The sequence below is a fragment of the Citrobacter sp. RHBSTW-01013 genome, from assembly GCF_013781985.1.
Classification (GTDB): domain Bacteria; phylum Pseudomonadota; class Gammaproteobacteria; order Enterobacterales; family Enterobacteriaceae; genus Citrobacter; species Citrobacter braakii.
This window is the reverse complement of the sequence record NZ_CP056185.1, coordinates 95,331-111,480: the sequence shown is the minus strand read 5'-3', so window position 1 is coordinate 111,480 and position 16,150 is coordinate 95,331. Positions and strand designations below refer to the sequence as shown.

Genomic DNA, 16,150 nt, shown 5'->3' with positions numbered 1-16,150 from the left:
CTTTCTGCATGCATACGGTCACTTGCAGCCGCGTTGACCTGGCTCATCAAAGGCAAACTCATGACAACACCTTCATTCTTCATCACCCCCGGATACGGGACGCGCCTGCATGACGCGCTTCATTATTCTCAGGCAATGCGCATTGGTGACCGCGTGGAGATCTCCGGACAGGGCGGATGGAACGACGATCTCGTCATTCCGGAGTCGATTGAGGAAGAGATCGAGCAGGCGTTCAAGAACGTGGAACGGACGCTCGCGACCGCCGGAGCACGCTGGCCGCATGTGGTCCACGTCAATTCCTATCACGTCGGTGGATTCCCTCCCGTGATCAACGAAACAATGGCCAAGCTGTATCGCCACTACATGCCCGACCGCGCTCCAATCTGGACGCAGTTGGGAATCGAAGCGCTGGGGCTTCCAACCATGCGTATCGAAATTCGCGTAACAGCTATCATCGCCTGACCCCGCGGTTCGTGCAGGCGCCGTGCCGCGCTAATCCCGCACGCCCTGCGCCCGCTTCTCCATGCATATCATCGTATCGAGAGATCCGGTTATCATCGGCGTGCTCGGAGAACGGGGGGCCGCCTTGGCCTGGTTGGCGCGCCTCGGCTGCCTGCGGGCGATGGCCAGCACTGCCAGGAGCGTGAGCAACGCCGCCGCATAAAGGAACAGGCCGCCAGGGCCGACGATATTCATTGCAGCTGCTCCTATTAGGGGGCCAGCGGCTGTCCCGATCCCGTTGAGCAACAGAAGCCCGCGCGCGGTGCCGAGTAGCCGACCGGCCGGAAGATCGTCGTTTGCGACGGCGAGACACAACGAATAAATCGGGATGCCAAAGCCGCCGAACAGCGCACCTGCCGCAAGGAGCAGCGGCAGAGGCGCTTCCACCGCCAACGCTACGCCGATGGCAGACGCTGCGGACGCCAGCGCCGCACCGGCGATGACAAGATTCCGGGGCACTCGATCCGAAAGCCAACCGAGTGGCCAATGGAAGGCGAGCGTTCCACCAAGAACCGCAGCCATGAAGGCGGAGATACCGCCCACATCGAGGCCGATGCTCTGGGCGAAGTTCGCGCCCATGCCCCAGAAACCACCGATAGCCAGGCCGGCCAGGAAAGCGCCAGCCGCAGCGAGAGGTGATACGAGGACGAGGTCCCTGAACGCGACCCATTCCTGTTCCACCTGGGCCGGCGGATGACTGGGCAGCAAGGTGATCGGAACCACCGCCGCTGATATCAGCAGCGACACGATGAGGAACAATGTCACGTCGGCGGGCGGTGCGATGTTGAGTAACGCCTGCCCGATTGCCCATGAGCCCATAGAGACAACTCCGAATATCGACAGGAGCTGCCCGCGTGTGGATGGCAATGCGTGGGCGTTGAGCCAACTCTCCGTTGCGAGGATCATGCCCGCGTAGGCGAAGCCGGTAATCAGGCGAAGCGGCATCCAGGCGATCGGCTCCACGAACGCCACATGGAGAAGGGCGGTCATCGAGGCAATGGCCGCGAAGCCGGCGAAGGTTCTGACATGTCCCACGGAGACGATGATCGGTGGCAACACGAGCGCGCCGATCGTGAAACCCGCGAAATAGAAGGACATCATCGCGCTGATCGCGCCGGTCGAGAACCCCTTATGGCCGGCTCTCACGATCAGGAGCGTGCTCAGCAGGCCATTGCCCAGCAGCAGAGCGGCGACGCTCAGCAGCAGCGCCGCCACCGGCGCGAGAACGAGGCCGCGCTTGCCCGCCGACCTCATGGTATCCATCGCCGGGCTCGTTCTCGGGCCTGACTTGAGGGTTGATACTCTGCCGCACTGATGAACTGGTCGAATGCTTCGCACCAGATGACGACCGTGTTGTAGTCACGGACATCGATGCCGGCAGGCACCTCGACGATGAAGCCGTTGAACGTCTTCACATCGCCCACGCGGACTGATCTGTCCTTGATTAGGAGAAAGGCCTCCTTCGTGTCGACGAAACGTGGTGCGAGGTAGAGCTTGTAGTCGGGACCAGGGGCGAGGCGCCCGATATGGGCGATACGGTCGCGCGAGACCCGGATCTCGCCTTCCCCCCAGTGAAGCAGGTCGCTGCCTTTGAGATCGCGGGCCAGACGCCCTGCGTAGAGGGGGTCGGTTCCGGCTGAGGGCGAAATGACACCCTAAGCTTTCGGTTCCTTGGGCCAAAGATATTCGCCAGTCAGTAGAATGTGCGCCCAGCCCAATGGGGATATGTGGGGAAGAAATTCAGGGGGAACATCCAACCCTTCGTTCCGCCGCTCCGTGACGGCATGACCAAGATGGACGGTATTCCAGTAAATGATCACCGCAGTCAATAAATTGAGCCCAGCGATTCGGTAGTGCTGCCCCTCTGTCGTGCGATCGCGAATTTCCCCCTGCCTCCCGATACGGAGCGCATTTTTGAGGGCACTGTTGCAAATAGTCGGTGGTGATAAACTTATCATCCCCTTTTGCTGATGGAGCTGCACATGAACCCATTCAAAGGCCGGCATTTTCAGCGTGACATCATTCTGTGGGCCGTACGCTGGTACTGCAAATACGGCATCAGTTACCGTGAGCTGCAGGAGATGCTGGCTGAACGCGGAGTGAATGTCGATCACTCCACGATTTACCGCTGGGTTCAGCGTTATGCGCCTGAAATGGAAAAACGGCTGCGCTGGTACTGGCGTAACCCTTCCGATCTTTGCCCGTGGCACATGGATGAAACCTACGTGAAGGTCAATGGCCGCTGGGCGTATCTGTACCGGGCCGTCGACAGCCGGGGCCGCACTGTCGATTTTTATCTCTCCTCCCGTCGTAACAGCAAAGCTGCATACCGGTTTCTGGGTAAAATCCTCAACAACGTGAAGAAGTGGCAGATCCCGCGATTCATCAACACGGATAAAGCGCCCGCCTATGGTCGCGCGCTTGCTCTGCTCAAACGCGAAGGCCGGTGCCCGTCTGACGTTGAACACCGACAGATTAAGTACCGGAACAACGTGATTGAATGCGATCATGGCAAACTGAAACGGATAATCGGCGCCACGCTGGGATTTAAATCCATGAAGACGGCTTACGCCACCATCAAAGGTATTGAGGTGATGCGTGCACTACGCAAAGGCCAGGCCTCAGCATTTTATTATGGTGATCCCCTGGGCGAAATGCGCCTGGTAAGCAGAGTTTTTGAAATGTAAGGCCTTTGAATAAGACAAAAGGCTGCCTCATCGCTAACTTTGCAACAGTGCCCCTAATCGTGTTCAGCAGAATAGCCGGAGGAAGTTTCCTACTGTCGATAAGAAAGGATTGGCACAGGGAGTGTGAATATCGAAACACCATCACAGAATAATGCCAGATAGAAATGCGATAGTAGGGTTGGATATTTAAATAAGGAGCATCCCGACTTAAAATGAATATGACTGCGTAACCAGGCGCAATAAAAAAAGCGAAAGAATCGCTTTTATTCTGGTTGTTTTTTCGAAGAGTGACCGTTTTCTGAGATGACAAGAAATAAGGAAGTCCTATGATCGCTAGCGGAATAGTTCAAAAACTGAATGCGCAAATGAATCAGGAGTTTTATACCTCAAATTTGTATCTTCAGCTCAGCCAGAGGTGCAGCGAGAATAGCCTTAATGGCACCGCACTATTTTTGCGTCATCAGGCGCAAAATACGGTGACGCAAATGATGCGCATGTACGAATACATCAAACAGAGCGGCGCCACGCCGGTGTTACAGGAGCAACACGCCCGGTGCGGTGAATTTTCCACGCTGGAAGATCTGTTTGAGCAGACGGTAAGCGATTACCAGAAGCGCATTAATGCGCTGACCTCTTTGACGGAAGACGCCCAGGCAGCAAACGATAAGTCAGCGATTAACTTCCTGAAGCGATACAGAAAAGAGGAAATCGTGGACGGGACGCTGTTGCAAATCATTCTGGATGAAGTCCGCAGCGCTAAAAAAGCGGGCATCAACATGCAGCAAACCGACCACTATCTGGTTGGCGTGATCGATCGCTATCACTAAATCAATTTCGCAGTACGAGGAGGTTTTACGCCTCCTCAGAAAATCTGTTTTACATCAGAAACAGAGGTTTATGCCAGTGAACATTTGATACCCAACACGTCATAGTGATTTTTTAACTTAGCGTTTTTATATCGTGCCAAAAATGTCTCTGCTTGTGTCTTTATATTAAGGAAGGTGCGAATAAGCAGGTCATTTCTTCCCAAGCTGACTCGCTGATTAAAATTTCGCGGATCTGGGCCGATTTTTTTCCCGCAAACACATCGAATCAGCCTATTTAGGCTATTTTTTCCACCATTTCTGGCGTTATTTCCGGTTTTTACTGAGATCTCTCCCACTGACGTATCATTTGGTCCACCCGAAACAGGTTGGCCAGGGTGAATAACATCGCCAGTTGGTTATCGTTTTTCAGCAGCCCCTTGTATCTGGCTTTCACGAAGCCGAACTGCCGCTTGATGATGCGAAACGGGTGCTCCACCCTGGCACGGATGCTGGCTTTCATGTATTCGATGTTGATGGCCGTTTTGTTCTTGCGCGGATGCTGCTTCAAGGTTTTTACCCTGCCGGGACGCTCGGCGATCAGCCAGTCCACATCCACCTCGGCCAGCTCCTCGCGCTGTGGCGCTCCTTGGTAGCCGGCATCGGCTGAGACAAATTGCTCCTCTCCATGAAGCAGATTACCCAGCTGATTGAGGTCATGCTCGTTGGCCGCGGTGGTGACCAGGCTGTGGGTCAGGCCACTCTTGGCATCGACACCAATGTGGGCCTTCATGCCAAAGTGCCACTGATTGCCTTTCTTGGTCTGATGCATCTCCGGATCGCGTTGCTGCTCTTTGTTCTTGGTAGAGCTGGGTGCCTCAATGATGGTGGCATCCACCAAAGTGCCTTGGGTCATCATGACGCCTGCTTCGGCCAGCCAGCGATTGATGGTCTTGAACAATTGACGGGCCAGTTGATGCTGCTCGAGCAGGTGGCGGAAATTCATGATGGTGGTGCGATCCGGCAGGGCGCTATCCAGGGATAATCGGGCAAACAGGCGCATGGAGGCGATTTCGTACAGGGCATCTTCCATGGCACCGTCGCTCAGGTTGTACCAATGCTGCATGCAGTGAATACGCAGCATGGTCTCCAGCGGATAGGGCCGTCGGCCATTGCCCGCCTTGGGATAAAACGGCTCGATGACAGCGGTCATATTCTGCCATGGCAGAATCTGCTCCATGCGGGAGAGGAAAATCTCTTTTCGGGTCTGACGGCGCTTAGTGCTGAATTCACTATCGGCGAAGGTGAGTTGATGGCTCATGATGTCCCTCTGGGATGCGCTCCGGATGAATATGATGATCTCATATCAGGAACTTGTTCGCACCTTCCTTAGCTTTGATGAGAAATGTTGACTTAAGCAGGTTAAACCGCTCTTTTCAACCAGCTATAATGCTCGCACTTTTTCTATTTATTGTTAGGGTTATTTATGGCTAAGTTGATATGTAAAAAATGTGCCCATGTATATGGCAAAAAGGATAAAACATGTCCGAACTGTATGGCTGAAATTAATGACACACATGAAAGCAATCAGTTATCCACCTCAGAAGAAATCTCACACATCCATTCAGAAAAAGACTCAAAAACAATACCCTTTTCCGAGTTTAAAAAACTAAATAAATCTGAAAAGAAAGAGTTTTTTAATGGTGGCGGGAAAGTAAAATACTCTAGGAAGGATAAAATCACCATAGCATTTGGCATTATCTTTTTTTGTTTATTTGCTATGGTCGTCCTGGCAGTTGTAAATGCTCCGGAAAAGCCTAAGACACCTGAAGAGATCGCAACGGAGGCCGCAGAAAAGGCCGCGAAAGAGCTTACAAGTGGGCTTGAAAGCAAGTGTATCAGTAACGTTAGCGCTCGGCTTAAACTCCCAGAAACAATGGATATTGACTACGGAAGTCTAAAGACAAACATGAAAAATGATTTAAATGGGTACGCTGTATATTTTAAATTTGTCGCCGAAAACAAATACAGCATGAAAGTTCATAATGAAGCCCTTTGTACTTTTAATGGTAACAAAAAACTCGACAAGGCAATCATAAAATAATTGGGTAACACATCCGCATTATGGAGAAAGTTATTCCCATAATGCGGGCTATAGTAATACGTTACTTTACGAAGCAAGTGGACTAGTGAATATACCAGACCTAAATATATTCACCTTAAATTATTATAGCTCTCCTGTTGTCACTCTTTTCATTCAACTTCCTATCCCCCACCAAGAAAGAGAAAACCACCCCATCGCCTGCCAAGCGGGGAGCGTTAGCGACCGGGGGTTAACGCTGGTAAAATGAGCACAATATTTAAGCGATATGGTGATCAACATGGACAGCACAAGTCCGGCCAACTCAGCGCCAGAGAACAGAGGTAAAACAGGTCGGTTTCTGCCTGGTCATAGCGGCAACGCAGGAGGCAGGCCGAAGCGCGAAAGCGTACTAAGAAAGCAACTCGAAGAAGGTAGCGACGACGCTATTACGCAGGTAATTAACGCTGCTGCTGAGGGTGATATGACAGCTTGCCGCCTGATACTTGAGCGCACAGTGCCAGTGCGAAAGGCATCATATGAAGCGGTTGCCTTTGAGATGGATGATTCAAGCCTGGCTGATGCCGCAAAATCAGTGTTACGCGCCGTAGCGGCCGGGATGTTAGCGCCTGATGTGGGCGCAATGCTGATAACCGCCGTAAACAATACAGCCAAAATTATCGAGGTTGATGAACTGGAGCGCCGCCTGGCAGCGCTGGAGGACTCAAACCATGAAGATGAATGATCGTCTTATCAAACTGGAGCGGCGACAGCCTGATAATGCGCTGGCGCGTATTCGGGCAATGACTGACGAAGAGATCGAGCAGCGCATTAATACGATGACCGCAGACCAGCGGCAAACGGCACAGGAGCTTTTAAACCAATGGCTAAAATAGAAAACCGGTTATCGGCGCTCGAACGGAACGCCGCCCGCAGTCGCAGGGGCTTGCTAATTCATCCCCTTTACCAGATTGACGTATCAACCCCAGAGGGCGTTACAGCCTGCCTAAGAACGAAGCACAAACCCCGCATTGATTCCCCGCCAGTCTACAGCATCGTCGACCAGTAAAAGAAAACCCCGAACACTGTTTCCAGTGCCGAGGCGCTCCTTACTGCTGCGCTTTGATGGTGTGCCAAACAATCACTTATTTGGTGTGAATATTGTACCAGCAAGCTAGTACGGTTGGTATAATGTACCCTCACGCTAGTACATTTTAATGGTGACACCAATGACTGAGTTAGAAACAATTTTGATTGAACAAAAGCAAGCAGCAGAACAACGCCGCTTGGCTAATGAGAAGAAGCGCCATCCATCCGGCCTGTACGCTGCGGGTGATGGGTGGTATGTGAAGCAAATCGAAGAGCTTCACTCGCCGTTGGGTCTCAGTAAGGTGGTTCTGGTAAGCCCTGATGATGTTTGTGTGAGATATCAGCGCCAATATGGCAAAGCACTCACCACTGCCAAATTGAAGGAATGGAGCAGGGACGGGAACTTCCCGTTGCCGCGCTCTATTAATGGGGTTATCGGTTGGGAATCGAATGTTGTGACCAATGGCCTGAATGAACTGAGCAAAGCAGCCGGTCGAGGCTACACCAGTATTACACGAGGGTTCGCACGATGAGCAAAGAATCTGTAATGGCGGCATTGAGAAAGGCGCGTGAAGCGCGTGAAGGCAATATCTTTGGCGGTACTGGTCAGGCCGAATTTAACAAAAATTTTTACGCTGGCCGCGTCACCAAAACAGATGGTGTCAGTAAGACCGACAGTAACGAGCCGATGAACCAAAAGGCATTTAATGCCCGGTTCTATGCGGGGAAATCATGACTGAGGCATATGCGCTCTGTGTGATGCTGTACTGCTACCTGATGCTTATCTGCCCGTAACCTTCCCTCACTGCCAAGCGCCGCCGAAAGGCGGTTTCTTTTGACCTGATGGAGCCTGTCATGCTGAATGTGAACCGCTTGCCCAACAGCACCCGCCTACAGATTGCCGCCGCTATTGCTGAAGAGGTTTACGCGTTGGATCTTGATGAAGAGGCGCTAATACATGAGCTACGACGGTATGGCTTTACCCAGGCATGGGCTGAGGCGGCGACTTATCGCTTTATGACGACAGCATTTGAAATCGCAGATCCACGGCGCGAACGTAAAACAAAAATGCCAGCGCCCACCTCTCACCCCGAATGGGTTTTTGTTGATAATGTTTTAATGAAGATCACGGCGTGACTTACACAAAATTACAATTGATCATAAATCACACAATAAAAATTGTAATCCCTGTAAATCCATGTACCCCTACGTGTACACAAGCAAAACCAGAAAAACAAAAATCATTTAAATATCAATACATATAACCCACAATTCAATATTCAAATTCAGAATATCGAGTAATTTTGCGTACCATGCCTATGCTATCGTAACGTACTAGATAGCCTGCTCAATGCAGGCTATCCGTACCGCCAGTAAGTGCTGATTGATATAAAATTGAATACTTATTTATCTGGCATATATTTGTCGTTATAAATACTCTTCAGAATATCAACCCGAACAGCATTACTGCTGTTCATATTCACGACTGTCAGTACTTCATCGGATCCCCTGAGGCGCCAGCATTCTGCCTCAACATCGCATTTTACCTGTTTTTCATAGCCCGCCATTGAGAGATACTTACTAATCCTCCCCGTATCCCTGGTATCATGGAACGTCACACTCCATACATCAGCCTTAGGACCAGAAATGTTCGTATAATTAAAGTCATACACTTGGGATATTCTCGGCATTTTTTTTAAAACTTGGGGAGTGTAATAATCATATTTGGCTTTATCAAACTCTGTATATTGTGCGTTACCTGCAAGTCTCATTTTAATATTAGGCCAGAAATAAGAGCTGCATATAGCTATTACCATCAGCACTATTATGACTGCCTGTTTCATATGTTTCCCTTTTTTACCAGTTAACGACCGTTCCATCTCTGGAAACTATTTTAACGTTACCAGAACTAAAATCGCTGTAAGGTATCACTGTTCTCATGAATGCTCGCCTTGGTGCATATCCGAGAGTAACTTTCTGACATCATCTCCTCGAGCATGTCCCATATCTATCCACCCCAAAACTTCGGTGTATATTATCCCGCTTCTTAAATTTCCAGCCTCTCTGCCATCCTGAATTTCTTCTCTTACGCTCATACCTAGCATTCCAACGCACTAAATGCTGAAGATTTTGCTGTAAATGCACCCATCCACATAGAAGCGATAGCTGAGGAAGTCATTTTTCAGAATAGAAGCCGCTGAATATCAGACTTTACTCAGAATAACTTCCCCAATGACATCTGGAGTGTAGTGGTTCTAAGAAATATCATTTTTGCAGCGCACCAAAGCACATACCACACCTACTAATCTCTCGCTGCAACATTCAAGGTATGACTGAAATACGAACCGGAGTGTCAATTTGTCCAGTGGTCGAGGGTGATAGTTTGGGTGAAATATGATACGTAGCCCACCCATAAACGACGGGGCTACGTGTTTTTCCCAACACTTCGGTTGTGACCCATCCAGTTCGAATTATATTTTCTCATCATTTATTGTCACTATTCATAAAGTAAAGCGCATGCCATAACGCATTTACAGCAAAATCACATTAGCTGTAGTTATTAAAATCGCTTCACCTTAGAAAATCTCAATCGTGACAATGCGCACAAATCGTTAACCTTAGCCCCAGCAAATCAGGGGGGAATACATGCTGTTACACGTTTTATATTTAATTGGTATTACTGCCGAAGCCATGACCGGTGCGCTTGCGGCTGGGCGTCGCCGTATGGATACATTTGGCGTCATTATCATTGCCACCGCGACGGCCATTGGCGGCGGCTCGGTACGCGACATTCTTCTCGGCCACTATCCGCTCGGCTGGGTAAAGCACCCTGAATACGTCATTATCGTGGCGACCGCTGCGGTACTCACCACCATTATTGCCCCCGTCATGCCCTATCTGCGTAAAATATTCCTCGTCCTGGATGCGCTGGGCCTGGTGGTCTTTTCTATTATTGGTGCCCAGGTGGCACTGGATATGGGTCATGGACCGATTATTGCCGTGGTCGCTGCGGTCACTACCGGGGTCTTTGGTGGTGTATTACGTGACATGTTCTGCAAACGCATCCCGTTAGTATTCCAGAAAGAACTGTATGCCGGCGTTTCATTTGCCGCTGCTGTGCTGTATATCGTGCTGCAACATTATGTCTCCAGCCACGATGTGGTGGTGATCTCTACCCTGCTCTTTGGCTTTACCGCCCGACTGCTGGCGCTACGCCTGAAGTTGGGGCTGCCGGTATTTTACTATCGCCATGAAGGCCATTAAGGCATAAAACCCGTGATCCGCTGAGCAGCTAACCAGTTGCTCAGCGCTGTGATCTCTTTATCCTCCAGCCACTGAATAACCTGTCGTGCCCGTCGCTCCCCCATGAAAGGAAGTTGCCGCCAGCTTTGTTCACTGCGCTCCCGTAACTGCTGCCACGATCCATCCCGACTGGCATTCAACGTTGCCTGTGTTAACGGTATTCCCATGGCAATCACCCAGCGCGTAAATGGAAGATGGCGTGACAGATTGAACTGATGCCACAGCTTCCCCCCTTTGTTCACGCCAAATGTGGACTGTAGCTGCTCCTGCGTTAATCCAAGCCAGGAAAAGATATGTTCAAAGCGATACGTCTGATGTAGCTCCCGCCATCCCGCCTCGCCCATACCCTCCAGCCCTAACACATCTTTGGCCCCCAGCCAGACGAGCCTGGCAACAAACTGTTCCTGACACTCCGCTGTGGCATAAAAACAAGTTAGTGAATTGAAGCGCCCCTCAGGTGGTGCTGGCTTGTTACGCTGGGTGCTGCGCCAGACCACCTCATCTATACGGGGAATCCCCTGTCCGGCCAGACTTATCAGAATCTGATCGCCAGACGCAATATCCCATTCATTCCAGCGCCGTACTGAGCCAATATTGACGCGCTGCACCCGCTTATCATCCAGCATGACGGGGACCAGCAATGCAACCACCGCAATTTTCCCGCTTTTGCCAACGGAAAACTGAATACCCGTCACCTCAGATACCCTGGCCACGGGAGGATATTTCCACGCTGCCAGCCAGTCTCCCTGTCCGGGTAGCCAGTATTGCGCCCGCGGTTCTTTTCCCGTTCGCACCACCACACCATCCGTCACAAAAGGTAACGCTGAAGTCCACCACCTGGCGCGCGCCTGCTCGACGTCATCCACACTCTTCACGGCCTGAGTATATCGTTGCGTGAAACTGAACCCGGCAGCAGTGAGTTGCTCAAGTCTTTCCGACATGGCAACTGGACCATCAGGCCAGGCCCAGATAAAAATAGCCAGCGAACGTAACATTTCCGGGTTGCTCTGGCGCATCATCATTCCAGCAACCTTTGAGCGGGCGTTCATTCCCCCTCTCTGCTGCTGAATATGCCCTTGTTGCTGCAAAAATATCTCCCCCTGCAACGTACTGTTAGAGAGCGGCCCGGTGGTAGTACGTGGAACGGAAGGGATCAGAAGAACCTTTTGCGTCCAGTCTTCGCCTTTCAGACCGTTACCACGGCTAATCGCCCGTATCAGATTTCCATTGCGATAAACCAGCGTGACCGCCACCCCATCCACCTTCGGCTGCACCCAGAGATCGCTACGAGCATGCATCCATTGTTGTAGCGCTTGCTTATCGGCAAGTTTTCGAACTCCCGTGTGGGGAACGGTGTGCGAGACGGTTCCACTTATTGGGGGCGCAGATAGATCTGGTGGGGCTTCATCGCCAAAACAGCGCTGCCACTGGATGAGTTGCGCATTGAGCTGGTCATAAACAGCGTCGTCTACGACACTTTCCCCTTGTTTCCAGTAACTGTTATTCCACTGTGTTATCTGCTGCTGTAGCCGTGAAATTTCCTCTTGTGCCCTGGCTGGCGACCAGACGGGGCATACCGCCCATGAGGGTAGATACCACATTAGCAAAACCAGCCCTATGCATTTCCATAATCCCATGCTATCTCCGCTGAACCATACGTTTCCCGGCAGGTATAACGCGAATTGAAATGGAAACAGAGAGGCAAAAAATCATCCTGCGAGCAACGTTCCTGACATTTGCACGAATTGCTGCAAATCGCGGATAAAACAGGAAACTGGTACGCAAAACGCAATAAACATGCGCAAAAAGTGTGACAAGGGCTACGTCACATAGCGGCTACGTGTATAATAAGCCCGTATGTAGGCTCTCTTTCGACAATCACATACATTAAGATACTCATGGCTCAAGGCACGCTTTATATTGTTTCTGCCCCCAGTGGCGCGGGTAAATCCAGCCTGATTCAGGCTTTATTAAAGACCCAACCGTTGTATGACACCCAGGTTTCTGTTTCGCACACCACGCGCGCACCGCGCCCGGGGGAAGTGCACGGTGAACACTATTTTTTTGTGAACCATGACGAATTCAGAACCATGATTGGCAGAGACGCGTTCCTGGAACACGCTGAGGTTTTCGGTAATTACTACGGCACCTCGCGTGAGACCATTGAGCAAGTATTAGCATCCGGCGTAGACGTCTTTTTAGATATCGACTGGCAAGGTGCGCAGCAGATTCGTCAAAAAATGCCGCATGCGCGCAGTATTTTTATTTTGCCGCCATCTAAGATTGAGCTGGATCGCCGTCTTCGTGGCCGCGGTCAGGATAGCGAAGACGTGATTGCAAAACGTATGGCGCAAGCTGTTGCAGAAATGAGCCATTACGCCGAATATGATTATCTTATTGTGAATGATGATTTCGATACCGCCCTGGGCGATTTGAAAACTATCATTCGCGCCGAACGTCTGCGCATGAGCCGCCAAAAGCAGCGTCATGACGCTTTAATCAGCAAACTGTTGGCAGACTGAACCCACATTCAGTATCATGCCCAGTCATTTCTTCACCTGTGGAGCATTTTAAGTATGGCACGCGTAACTGTTCAGGACGCTGTAGAGAAAATTGGTAACCGTTTTGACCTGGTACTGGTCGCCGCGCGTCGCGCTCGTCAGATGCAGGTAGGCGGAAAGGATCCGCTCGTACCGGAAGAAAACGATAAAACTACCGTTATCGCGCTGCGCGAAATCGAAGAAGGTCTGATCAACAACCAGATCCTCGACGTGCGTGAGCGCCAGGAACAGCAAGAGCAGGAAGCCGCTGAATTACAAGCCGTTACCGCTATTGCTGAAGGTCGTCGTTAATCACAAAGCGGGTCGCCCTTGTATCTGTTTGAAAGCCTGAATCAACTGATTCAAAACTACCTGCCGGAAGACCAGATTAAGCGTCTTCGGCAGGCGTATCTCGTTGCACGTGACGCTCACGAGGGCCAGACACGTTCAAGCGGTGAACCCTATATCACGCACCCGGTAGCGGTAGCCTGCATTCTGGCCGAGATGAAACTCGACTATGAAACGCTGATGGCTGCGCTGCTGCATGACGTGATTGAAGATACCCCAGCCACCTACCAGGACATGGAACAGCTTTTTGGTAAAAGCGTTGCTGAACTGGTAGAAGGGGTGTCGAAACTTGATAAGCTTAAGTTTCGCGATAAGAAAGAGGCGCAAGCTGAAAACTTTCGCAAGATGATTATGGCGATGGTGCAGGATATCCGCGTCATTCTCATCAAACTCGCTGACCGTACCCACAATATGCGCACGCTGGGCTCATTACGCCCGGACAAGCGTCGCCGCATCGCCCGTGAAACCCTCGAAATCTATAGTCCGCTGGCACACCGTTTAGGTATTCATCACATTAAAACCGAGCTGGAAGAGCTGGGTTTTGAAGCGCTGTACCCGAACCGCTATCGCGTGATTAAAGAAGTGGTTAAAGCCGCTCGTGGCAACCGCAAAGAGATGATCCAAAAAATCCTCTCGGAAATCGAAGGGCGTTTACAGGAGGCAGGCATTCCGTGTCGCGTAAGTGGCCGCGAGAAGCACCTGTACTCTATTTACTGCAAAATGGTGCTCAAAGAGCAGCGTTTTCACTCCATCATGGATATCTACGCTTTTCGCGTTATCGTTCATGATTCCGATACCTGTTATCGCGTACTCGGCCAGATGCACAGCCTGTACAAACCTCGTCCTGGTCGCGTGAAAGACTATATCGCCATTCCGAAAGCGAACGGATATCAGTCTTTGCACACCTCAATGATCGGCCCTCACGGCGTCCCGGTTGAAGTACAGATTCGTACCGAAGACATGGACCAGATGGCAGAGATGGGTGTAGCAGCGCACTGGGCTTACAAAGAGCACGGCGGCGAAAGCAGCACCACCGCACAAATCCGCGCTCAACGCTGGATGCAAAGTCTGCTGGAACTGCAGCAGAGCGCCGGTAGCTCGTTTGAATTTATTGAAAGCGTCAAATCTGATCTCTTCCCGGATGAGATTTATGTTTTCACACCGGAAGGGCGCATTGTCGAACTGCCTGCCGGTGCAACGCCTGTCGACTTCGCCTACGCCGTGCATACCGATATCGGTCACGCCTGCGTCGGCGCACGCGTCGACAGACAACCTTACCCGCTTTCGCAGCCGCTCTTTAGCGGCCAGACCGTTGAGATTATTACCGCTCCGGGCGCCCGTCCGAATGCAGCGTGGCTCAACTTCGTCGTCAGTTCGAAAGCGCGCGCCAAAATTCGCCAACTGCTGAAAAACCTCAAGCGCGATGATTCCGTCAGTCTGGGTCGTCGACTGCTCAACCATGCCTTAGGCGGTAGCCGTAAACTGGCTGAGATCCCGCCAGAGAGCATCCAGCGTGAGCTTGAGCGCATGAAGCTCGCCACGCTTGACGATCTGCTCGCGGAAATCGGTCTGGGTAACGCCATGAGCGTGGTGGTAGCGAAAAACCTCCAGCAGGGCGAAGCAACGGCAAACGTGCCAGCGCAATCTGGCCACGGTCATCTGCCGATCAAAGGCGCAGATGGCGTGCTGATCACCTTCGCGAAATGCTGTCGTCCGATTCCTGGCGATCCAATCATTGCCCACGTCAGCCCGGGTAAAGGTCTGGTGATTCACCATGAATCCTGCCGTAACATTCGTGGCTATCAAAAAGAGCCAGAGAAGTTTATGGCGGTGGAATGGGATAAAGAGACAGAGCAGGAGTTCATTACCGAGATTAAGGTGGATATGTTTAACCACCAGGGTGCTCTGGCGAACCTGACGGCGGCAATCAACACGACCACCTCCAACATTCAAAGTCTGAATACGGAAGAGAAAGATGGCCGCGTCTATAGCGCCTTTATTCGCCTGACCGCTCGCGATCGCGTGCACTTGGCGAATATCATGCGCAAAATCCGCGTCATGCCGGACGTGATAAAAGTCACCCGTAACCGTAACTAGAACACGTTTTATGAATACTCAACGTTATGCACGTATTTGCGAGATGCTCGCACGTCGTCAGCCCGATCTGACCGTCTGCATGGAGCAGGTCCACAAACCTCATAACGTTTCTGCAATCATTCGTACTGCAGACGCGGTCGGCGTGCATGAAGTCCACGCCGTCTGGCCTGGTAGCCGTATGCGCACCATGGCCTCTTCTGCCGCAGGCAGCAACAGTTGGGTACAGGTGAAGACTCACCGCACTATTGGCGATGCGGTCACACATTTAAAAAGCCAGGGAATGCAGGTTCTGGCAACACATCTGTCAGATAAAGCCGTGGATTTTCGCGAGATTGATTACACGCGCCCCACCTGCATCCTGATGGGCCAGGAGAAAACCGGCATCACTCAGGAAGCGTTGGATCTGGCGGATCAGGACATCATCATTCCCATGACTGGCATGGTGCAATCGCTGAACGTTTCGGTCGCCTCCGCGCTGATTCTGTACGAAGCACAGCGCCAGCGGCAAAACGCCGGCATGTACCGACGAGAAAACAGCATGCTGGCGCAAGATGAGCAGCAGCGTTTGCTGTTTGAAGGCGGTTATCCGGTGCTGGCGAATGTCGCTAAGCGCAAAGGTCTTCCCTACCCCCACGTAAACACGCAGGGCGAAATTGAAGCCGATGCAACGTGGTGGGCCACTATGCAATCTGCGAGATAAAC

At 51.5% G+C, this 16,150-nt stretch carries 19 protein-coding genes and 1 pseudogene; 14 read left to right on the top strand and 6 right to left on the bottom strand.

The window, feature by feature from the left end; genetic code table 11:
- Positions 1–60: 60 nt before the first annotated feature.
- Entirely contained in the window at positions 61–462 is a 402-nt protein-coding gene (locus tag HV350_RS00555) for a RidA family protein (protein ID WP_004099044.1), read from the top strand.
- 30 nt (positions 463–492) lie between these two features.
- On the opposite strand, the gene HV350_RS00550 is transcribed toward HV350_RS00555, so the two are convergent.
- From HV350_RS00550 to HV350_RS00540, 3 genes and pseudogenes are all read right to left on the bottom strand, one after another.
- Positions 493–1,764 carry an MFS transporter gene (locus HV350_RS00550; RefSeq protein ID WP_004357638.1) on the bottom strand — a complete coding sequence of 424 codons (1,272 nt, stop codon included), beginning with the start codon at positions 1,762–1,764 and terminating at the stop codon, positions 493–495.
- A complete protein-coding gene (locus tag HV350_RS00545) occupies positions 1,752–2,027 on the bottom strand; it encodes a DM13 domain-containing protein (RefSeq protein ID WP_242501607.1) in 276 nt (91 codons plus the stop codon). The genes HV350_RS00550 and HV350_RS00545 overlap by 13 nt, the downstream gene beginning before the upstream one ends.
- Positions 2,028–2,156: 129 nt before the next feature.
- Positions 2,157–2,423: pseudogene (locus HV350_RS00540) on the bottom strand (Tn3 family transposase); the annotation flags it as partial.
- A gap of 60 nt (positions 2,424–2,483) precedes the next feature.
- Here HV350_RS00540 and HV350_RS00535 point away from each other — a divergent pair.
- Entirely contained in the window at positions 2,484–3,188 is a 705-nt protein-coding gene (locus tag HV350_RS00535) for an IS6-like element IS26 family transposase (RefSeq protein WP_001067855.1), read from the top strand.
- A 326-nt stretch (positions 3,189–3,514) separates the two neighbouring features.
- Positions 3,515–4,015: a non-heme ferritin-like protein gene (locus HV350_RS00530; protein ID WP_001752509.1), complete on the top strand. Its 501-nt coding sequence runs from the start codon at positions 3,515–3,517 to the stop codon at positions 4,013–4,015.
- A 316-nt stretch (positions 4,016–4,331) separates the two neighbouring features.
- Here the strand turns inward: HV350_RS00530 and HV350_RS00525 are convergent, their stop codons facing one another.
- On the bottom strand, positions 4,332–5,312 hold the full coding sequence (locus HV350_RS00525) for an IS5-like element ISKpn26 family transposase (RefSeq protein ID WP_000019450.1): 981 nt from the start codon (positions 5,310–5,312) through the stop codon (positions 4,332–4,334).
- 165 nt (positions 5,313–5,477) lie between these two features.
- On the opposite strand from HV350_RS00525, the gene HV350_RS00520 reads away from it, so the two are divergent.
- The 6 genes from HV350_RS00520 to HV350_RS00495 all read left to right on the top strand — a co-directional run bounded on the left by HV350_RS00520 (position 5,478) and on the right by HV350_RS00495 (position 8,297).
- The gene (locus HV350_RS00520; RefSeq protein ID WP_181629592.1) at positions 5,478–6,095 is read left to right on the top strand and encodes a hypothetical protein; all 618 of its coding nucleotides are present in this window, start codon (positions 5,478–5,480) and stop codon (positions 6,093–6,095) included.
- Positions 6,096–6,372: 277 nt separating this feature from the next.
- On the top strand, positions 6,373–6,816 hold the full coding sequence (locus HV350_RS00515; RefSeq protein WP_052138039.1) for a DUF5681 domain-containing protein: 444 nt from the start codon (positions 6,373–6,375) through the stop codon (positions 6,814–6,816).
- Entirely contained in the window at positions 6,803–6,967 is a 165-nt protein-coding gene (locus tag HV350_RS00510; RefSeq protein ID WP_161784579.1) for a hypothetical protein, read from the top strand. The genes HV350_RS00515 and HV350_RS00510 overlap by 14 nt, the downstream gene beginning before the upstream one ends.
- Before the next feature lie 333 nt (positions 6,968–7,300).
- Complete coding sequence (locus tag HV350_RS00505) at positions 7,301–7,693, top strand: hypothetical protein (protein ID WP_227449444.1); 393 nt, start codon at positions 7,301–7,303, stop codon at positions 7,691–7,693.
- Complete coding sequence (locus HV350_RS00500) at positions 7,690–7,896, top strand: hypothetical protein (RefSeq protein ID WP_044071072.1); 207 nt, start codon at positions 7,690–7,692, stop codon at positions 7,894–7,896. The genes HV350_RS00505 and HV350_RS00500 overlap by 4 nt, the downstream gene beginning before the upstream one ends.
- A gap of 119 nt (positions 7,897–8,015) precedes the next feature.
- The gene (locus HV350_RS00495) at positions 8,016–8,297 is read left to right on the top strand and encodes a hypothetical protein (RefSeq protein WP_181629590.1); all 282 of its coding nucleotides are present in this window, start codon (positions 8,016–8,018) and stop codon (positions 8,295–8,297) included.
- Positions 8,298–8,563: 266 nt separating this feature from the next.
- On the opposite strand, the gene HV350_RS26570 is transcribed toward HV350_RS00495, so the two are convergent.
- On the bottom strand, positions 8,564–9,004 hold the full coding sequence (locus HV350_RS26570; protein ID WP_019078037.1) for a hypothetical protein: 441 nt from the start codon (positions 9,002–9,004) through the stop codon (positions 8,564–8,566).
- Between the two features lie 802 nt (positions 9,005–9,806).
- On the opposite strand from HV350_RS26570, the gene HV350_RS00485 reads away from it, so the two are divergent.
- On the top strand, positions 9,807–10,424 hold the full coding sequence (locus tag HV350_RS00485) for a trimeric intracellular cation channel family protein (RefSeq protein WP_003024049.1): 618 nt from the start codon (positions 9,807–9,809) through the stop codon (positions 10,422–10,424).
- Here the strand turns inward: HV350_RS00485 and ligB are convergent.
- Positions 10,421–12,100, bottom strand: a complete 1,680-nt coding sequence (ligB, locus tag HV350_RS00480) for an NAD-dependent DNA ligase LigB (protein WP_181629588.1) — start codon at positions 12,098–12,100, stop codon at positions 10,421–10,423. The two genes, HV350_RS00485 and ligB, sit on opposite strands and share 4 nt — an antisense overlap.
- A gap of 261 nt (positions 12,101–12,361) precedes the next feature.
- Between ligB and gmk the strand changes: the two genes are divergently transcribed.
- The 4 genes from gmk to trmH are packed head-to-tail and all read left to right on the top strand — an operon-like array spanning position 12,362 to position 16,148.
- A complete protein-coding gene (gene gmk / locus HV350_RS00475; RefSeq protein ID WP_019078035.1) occupies positions 12,362–12,985 on the top strand; it encodes a guanylate kinase in 624 nt (207 codons plus the stop codon).
- A 54-nt stretch (positions 12,986–13,039) separates the two neighbouring features.
- Positions 13,040–13,315 (top strand): DNA-directed RNA polymerase subunit omega, encoded by a 276-nt coding sequence (gene rpoZ / locus HV350_RS00470; protein WP_000135058.1) that lies wholly within the window; start codon positions 13,040–13,042, stop codon positions 13,313–13,315.
- An 18-nt stretch (positions 13,316–13,333) separates the two neighbouring features.
- On the top strand, positions 13,334–15,448 hold the full coding sequence (spoT, locus tag HV350_RS00465) for a bifunctional GTP diphosphokinase/guanosine-3',5'-bis pyrophosphate 3'-pyrophosphohydrolase (protein WP_003024038.1): 2,115 nt from the start codon (positions 13,334–13,336) through the stop codon (positions 15,446–15,448).
- A 10-nt stretch (positions 15,449–15,458) separates the two neighbouring features.
- The gene (gene trmH, locus HV350_RS00460; RefSeq protein WP_016155007.1) at positions 15,459–16,148 is read left to right on the top strand and encodes a tRNA (guanosine(18)-2'-O)-methyltransferase TrmH; all 690 of its coding nucleotides are present in this window, start codon (positions 15,459–15,461) and stop codon (positions 16,146–16,148) included.
- Positions 16,149–16,150 lie beyond the last annotated feature (2 nt).

Coding starts and splice junctions, on each gene's coding strand:
- HV350_RS00555 (WP_004099044.1), top strand. CDS start 61: ATGACAACACCTTCATTCTTCATCACCCCCGGATACGGGACGCGCCTG.
- HV350_RS00550 (WP_004357638.1), bottom strand. CDS start 1,764: ATGGATACCATGAGGTCGGCGGGCAAGCGCGGCCTCGTTCTCGCGCCG.
- HV350_RS00535 (WP_001067855.1), top strand. CDS start 2,484: ATGAACCCATTCAAAGGCCGGCATTTTCAGCGTGACATCATTCTGTGG.
- HV350_RS00530 (WP_001752509.1), top strand. CDS start 3,515: ATGATCGCTAGCGGAATAGTTCAAAAACTGAATGCGCAAATGAATCAG.
- HV350_RS00525 (WP_000019450.1), bottom strand. CDS start 5,312: ATGAGCCATCAACTCACCTTCGCCGATAGTGAATTCAGCACTAAGCGC.
- HV350_RS00520 (WP_181629592.1), top strand. CDS start 5,478: ATGGCTAAGTTGATATGTAAAAAATGTGCCCATGTATATGGCAAAAAG.
- HV350_RS00515 (WP_052138039.1), top strand. CDS start 6,373: ATGGACAGCACAAGTCCGGCCAACTCAGCGCCAGAGAACAGAGGTAAA.
- HV350_RS00510 (WP_161784579.1), top strand. CDS start 6,803: ATGAAGATGAATGATCGTCTTATCAAACTGGAGCGGCGACAGCCTGAT.
- HV350_RS00505 (WP_227449444.1), top strand. CDS start 7,301: ATGACTGAGTTAGAAACAATTTTGATTGAACAAAAGCAAGCAGCAGAA.
- HV350_RS00500 (WP_044071072.1), top strand. CDS start 7,690: ATGAGCAAAGAATCTGTAATGGCGGCATTGAGAAAGGCGCGTGAAGCG.
- HV350_RS00495 (WP_181629590.1), top strand. CDS start 8,016: ATGCTGAATGTGAACCGCTTGCCCAACAGCACCCGCCTACAGATTGCC.
- HV350_RS26570 (WP_019078037.1), bottom strand. CDS start 9,004: ATGAAACAGGCAGTCATAATAGTGCTGATGGTAATAGCTATATGCAGC.
- HV350_RS00485 (WP_003024049.1), top strand. CDS start 9,807: ATGCTGTTACACGTTTTATATTTAATTGGTATTACTGCCGAAGCCATG.
- ligB (WP_181629588.1), bottom strand. CDS start 12,100: ATGGGATTATGGAAATGCATAGGGCTGGTTTTGCTAATGTGGTATCTA.
- gmk (WP_019078035.1), top strand. CDS start 12,362: ATGGCTCAAGGCACGCTTTATATTGTTTCTGCCCCCAGTGGCGCGGGT.
- rpoZ (WP_000135058.1), top strand. CDS start 13,040: ATGGCACGCGTAACTGTTCAGGACGCTGTAGAGAAAATTGGTAACCGT.
- trmH (WP_016155007.1), top strand. CDS start 15,459: ATGAATACTCAACGTTATGCACGTATTTGCGAGATGCTCGCACGTCGT.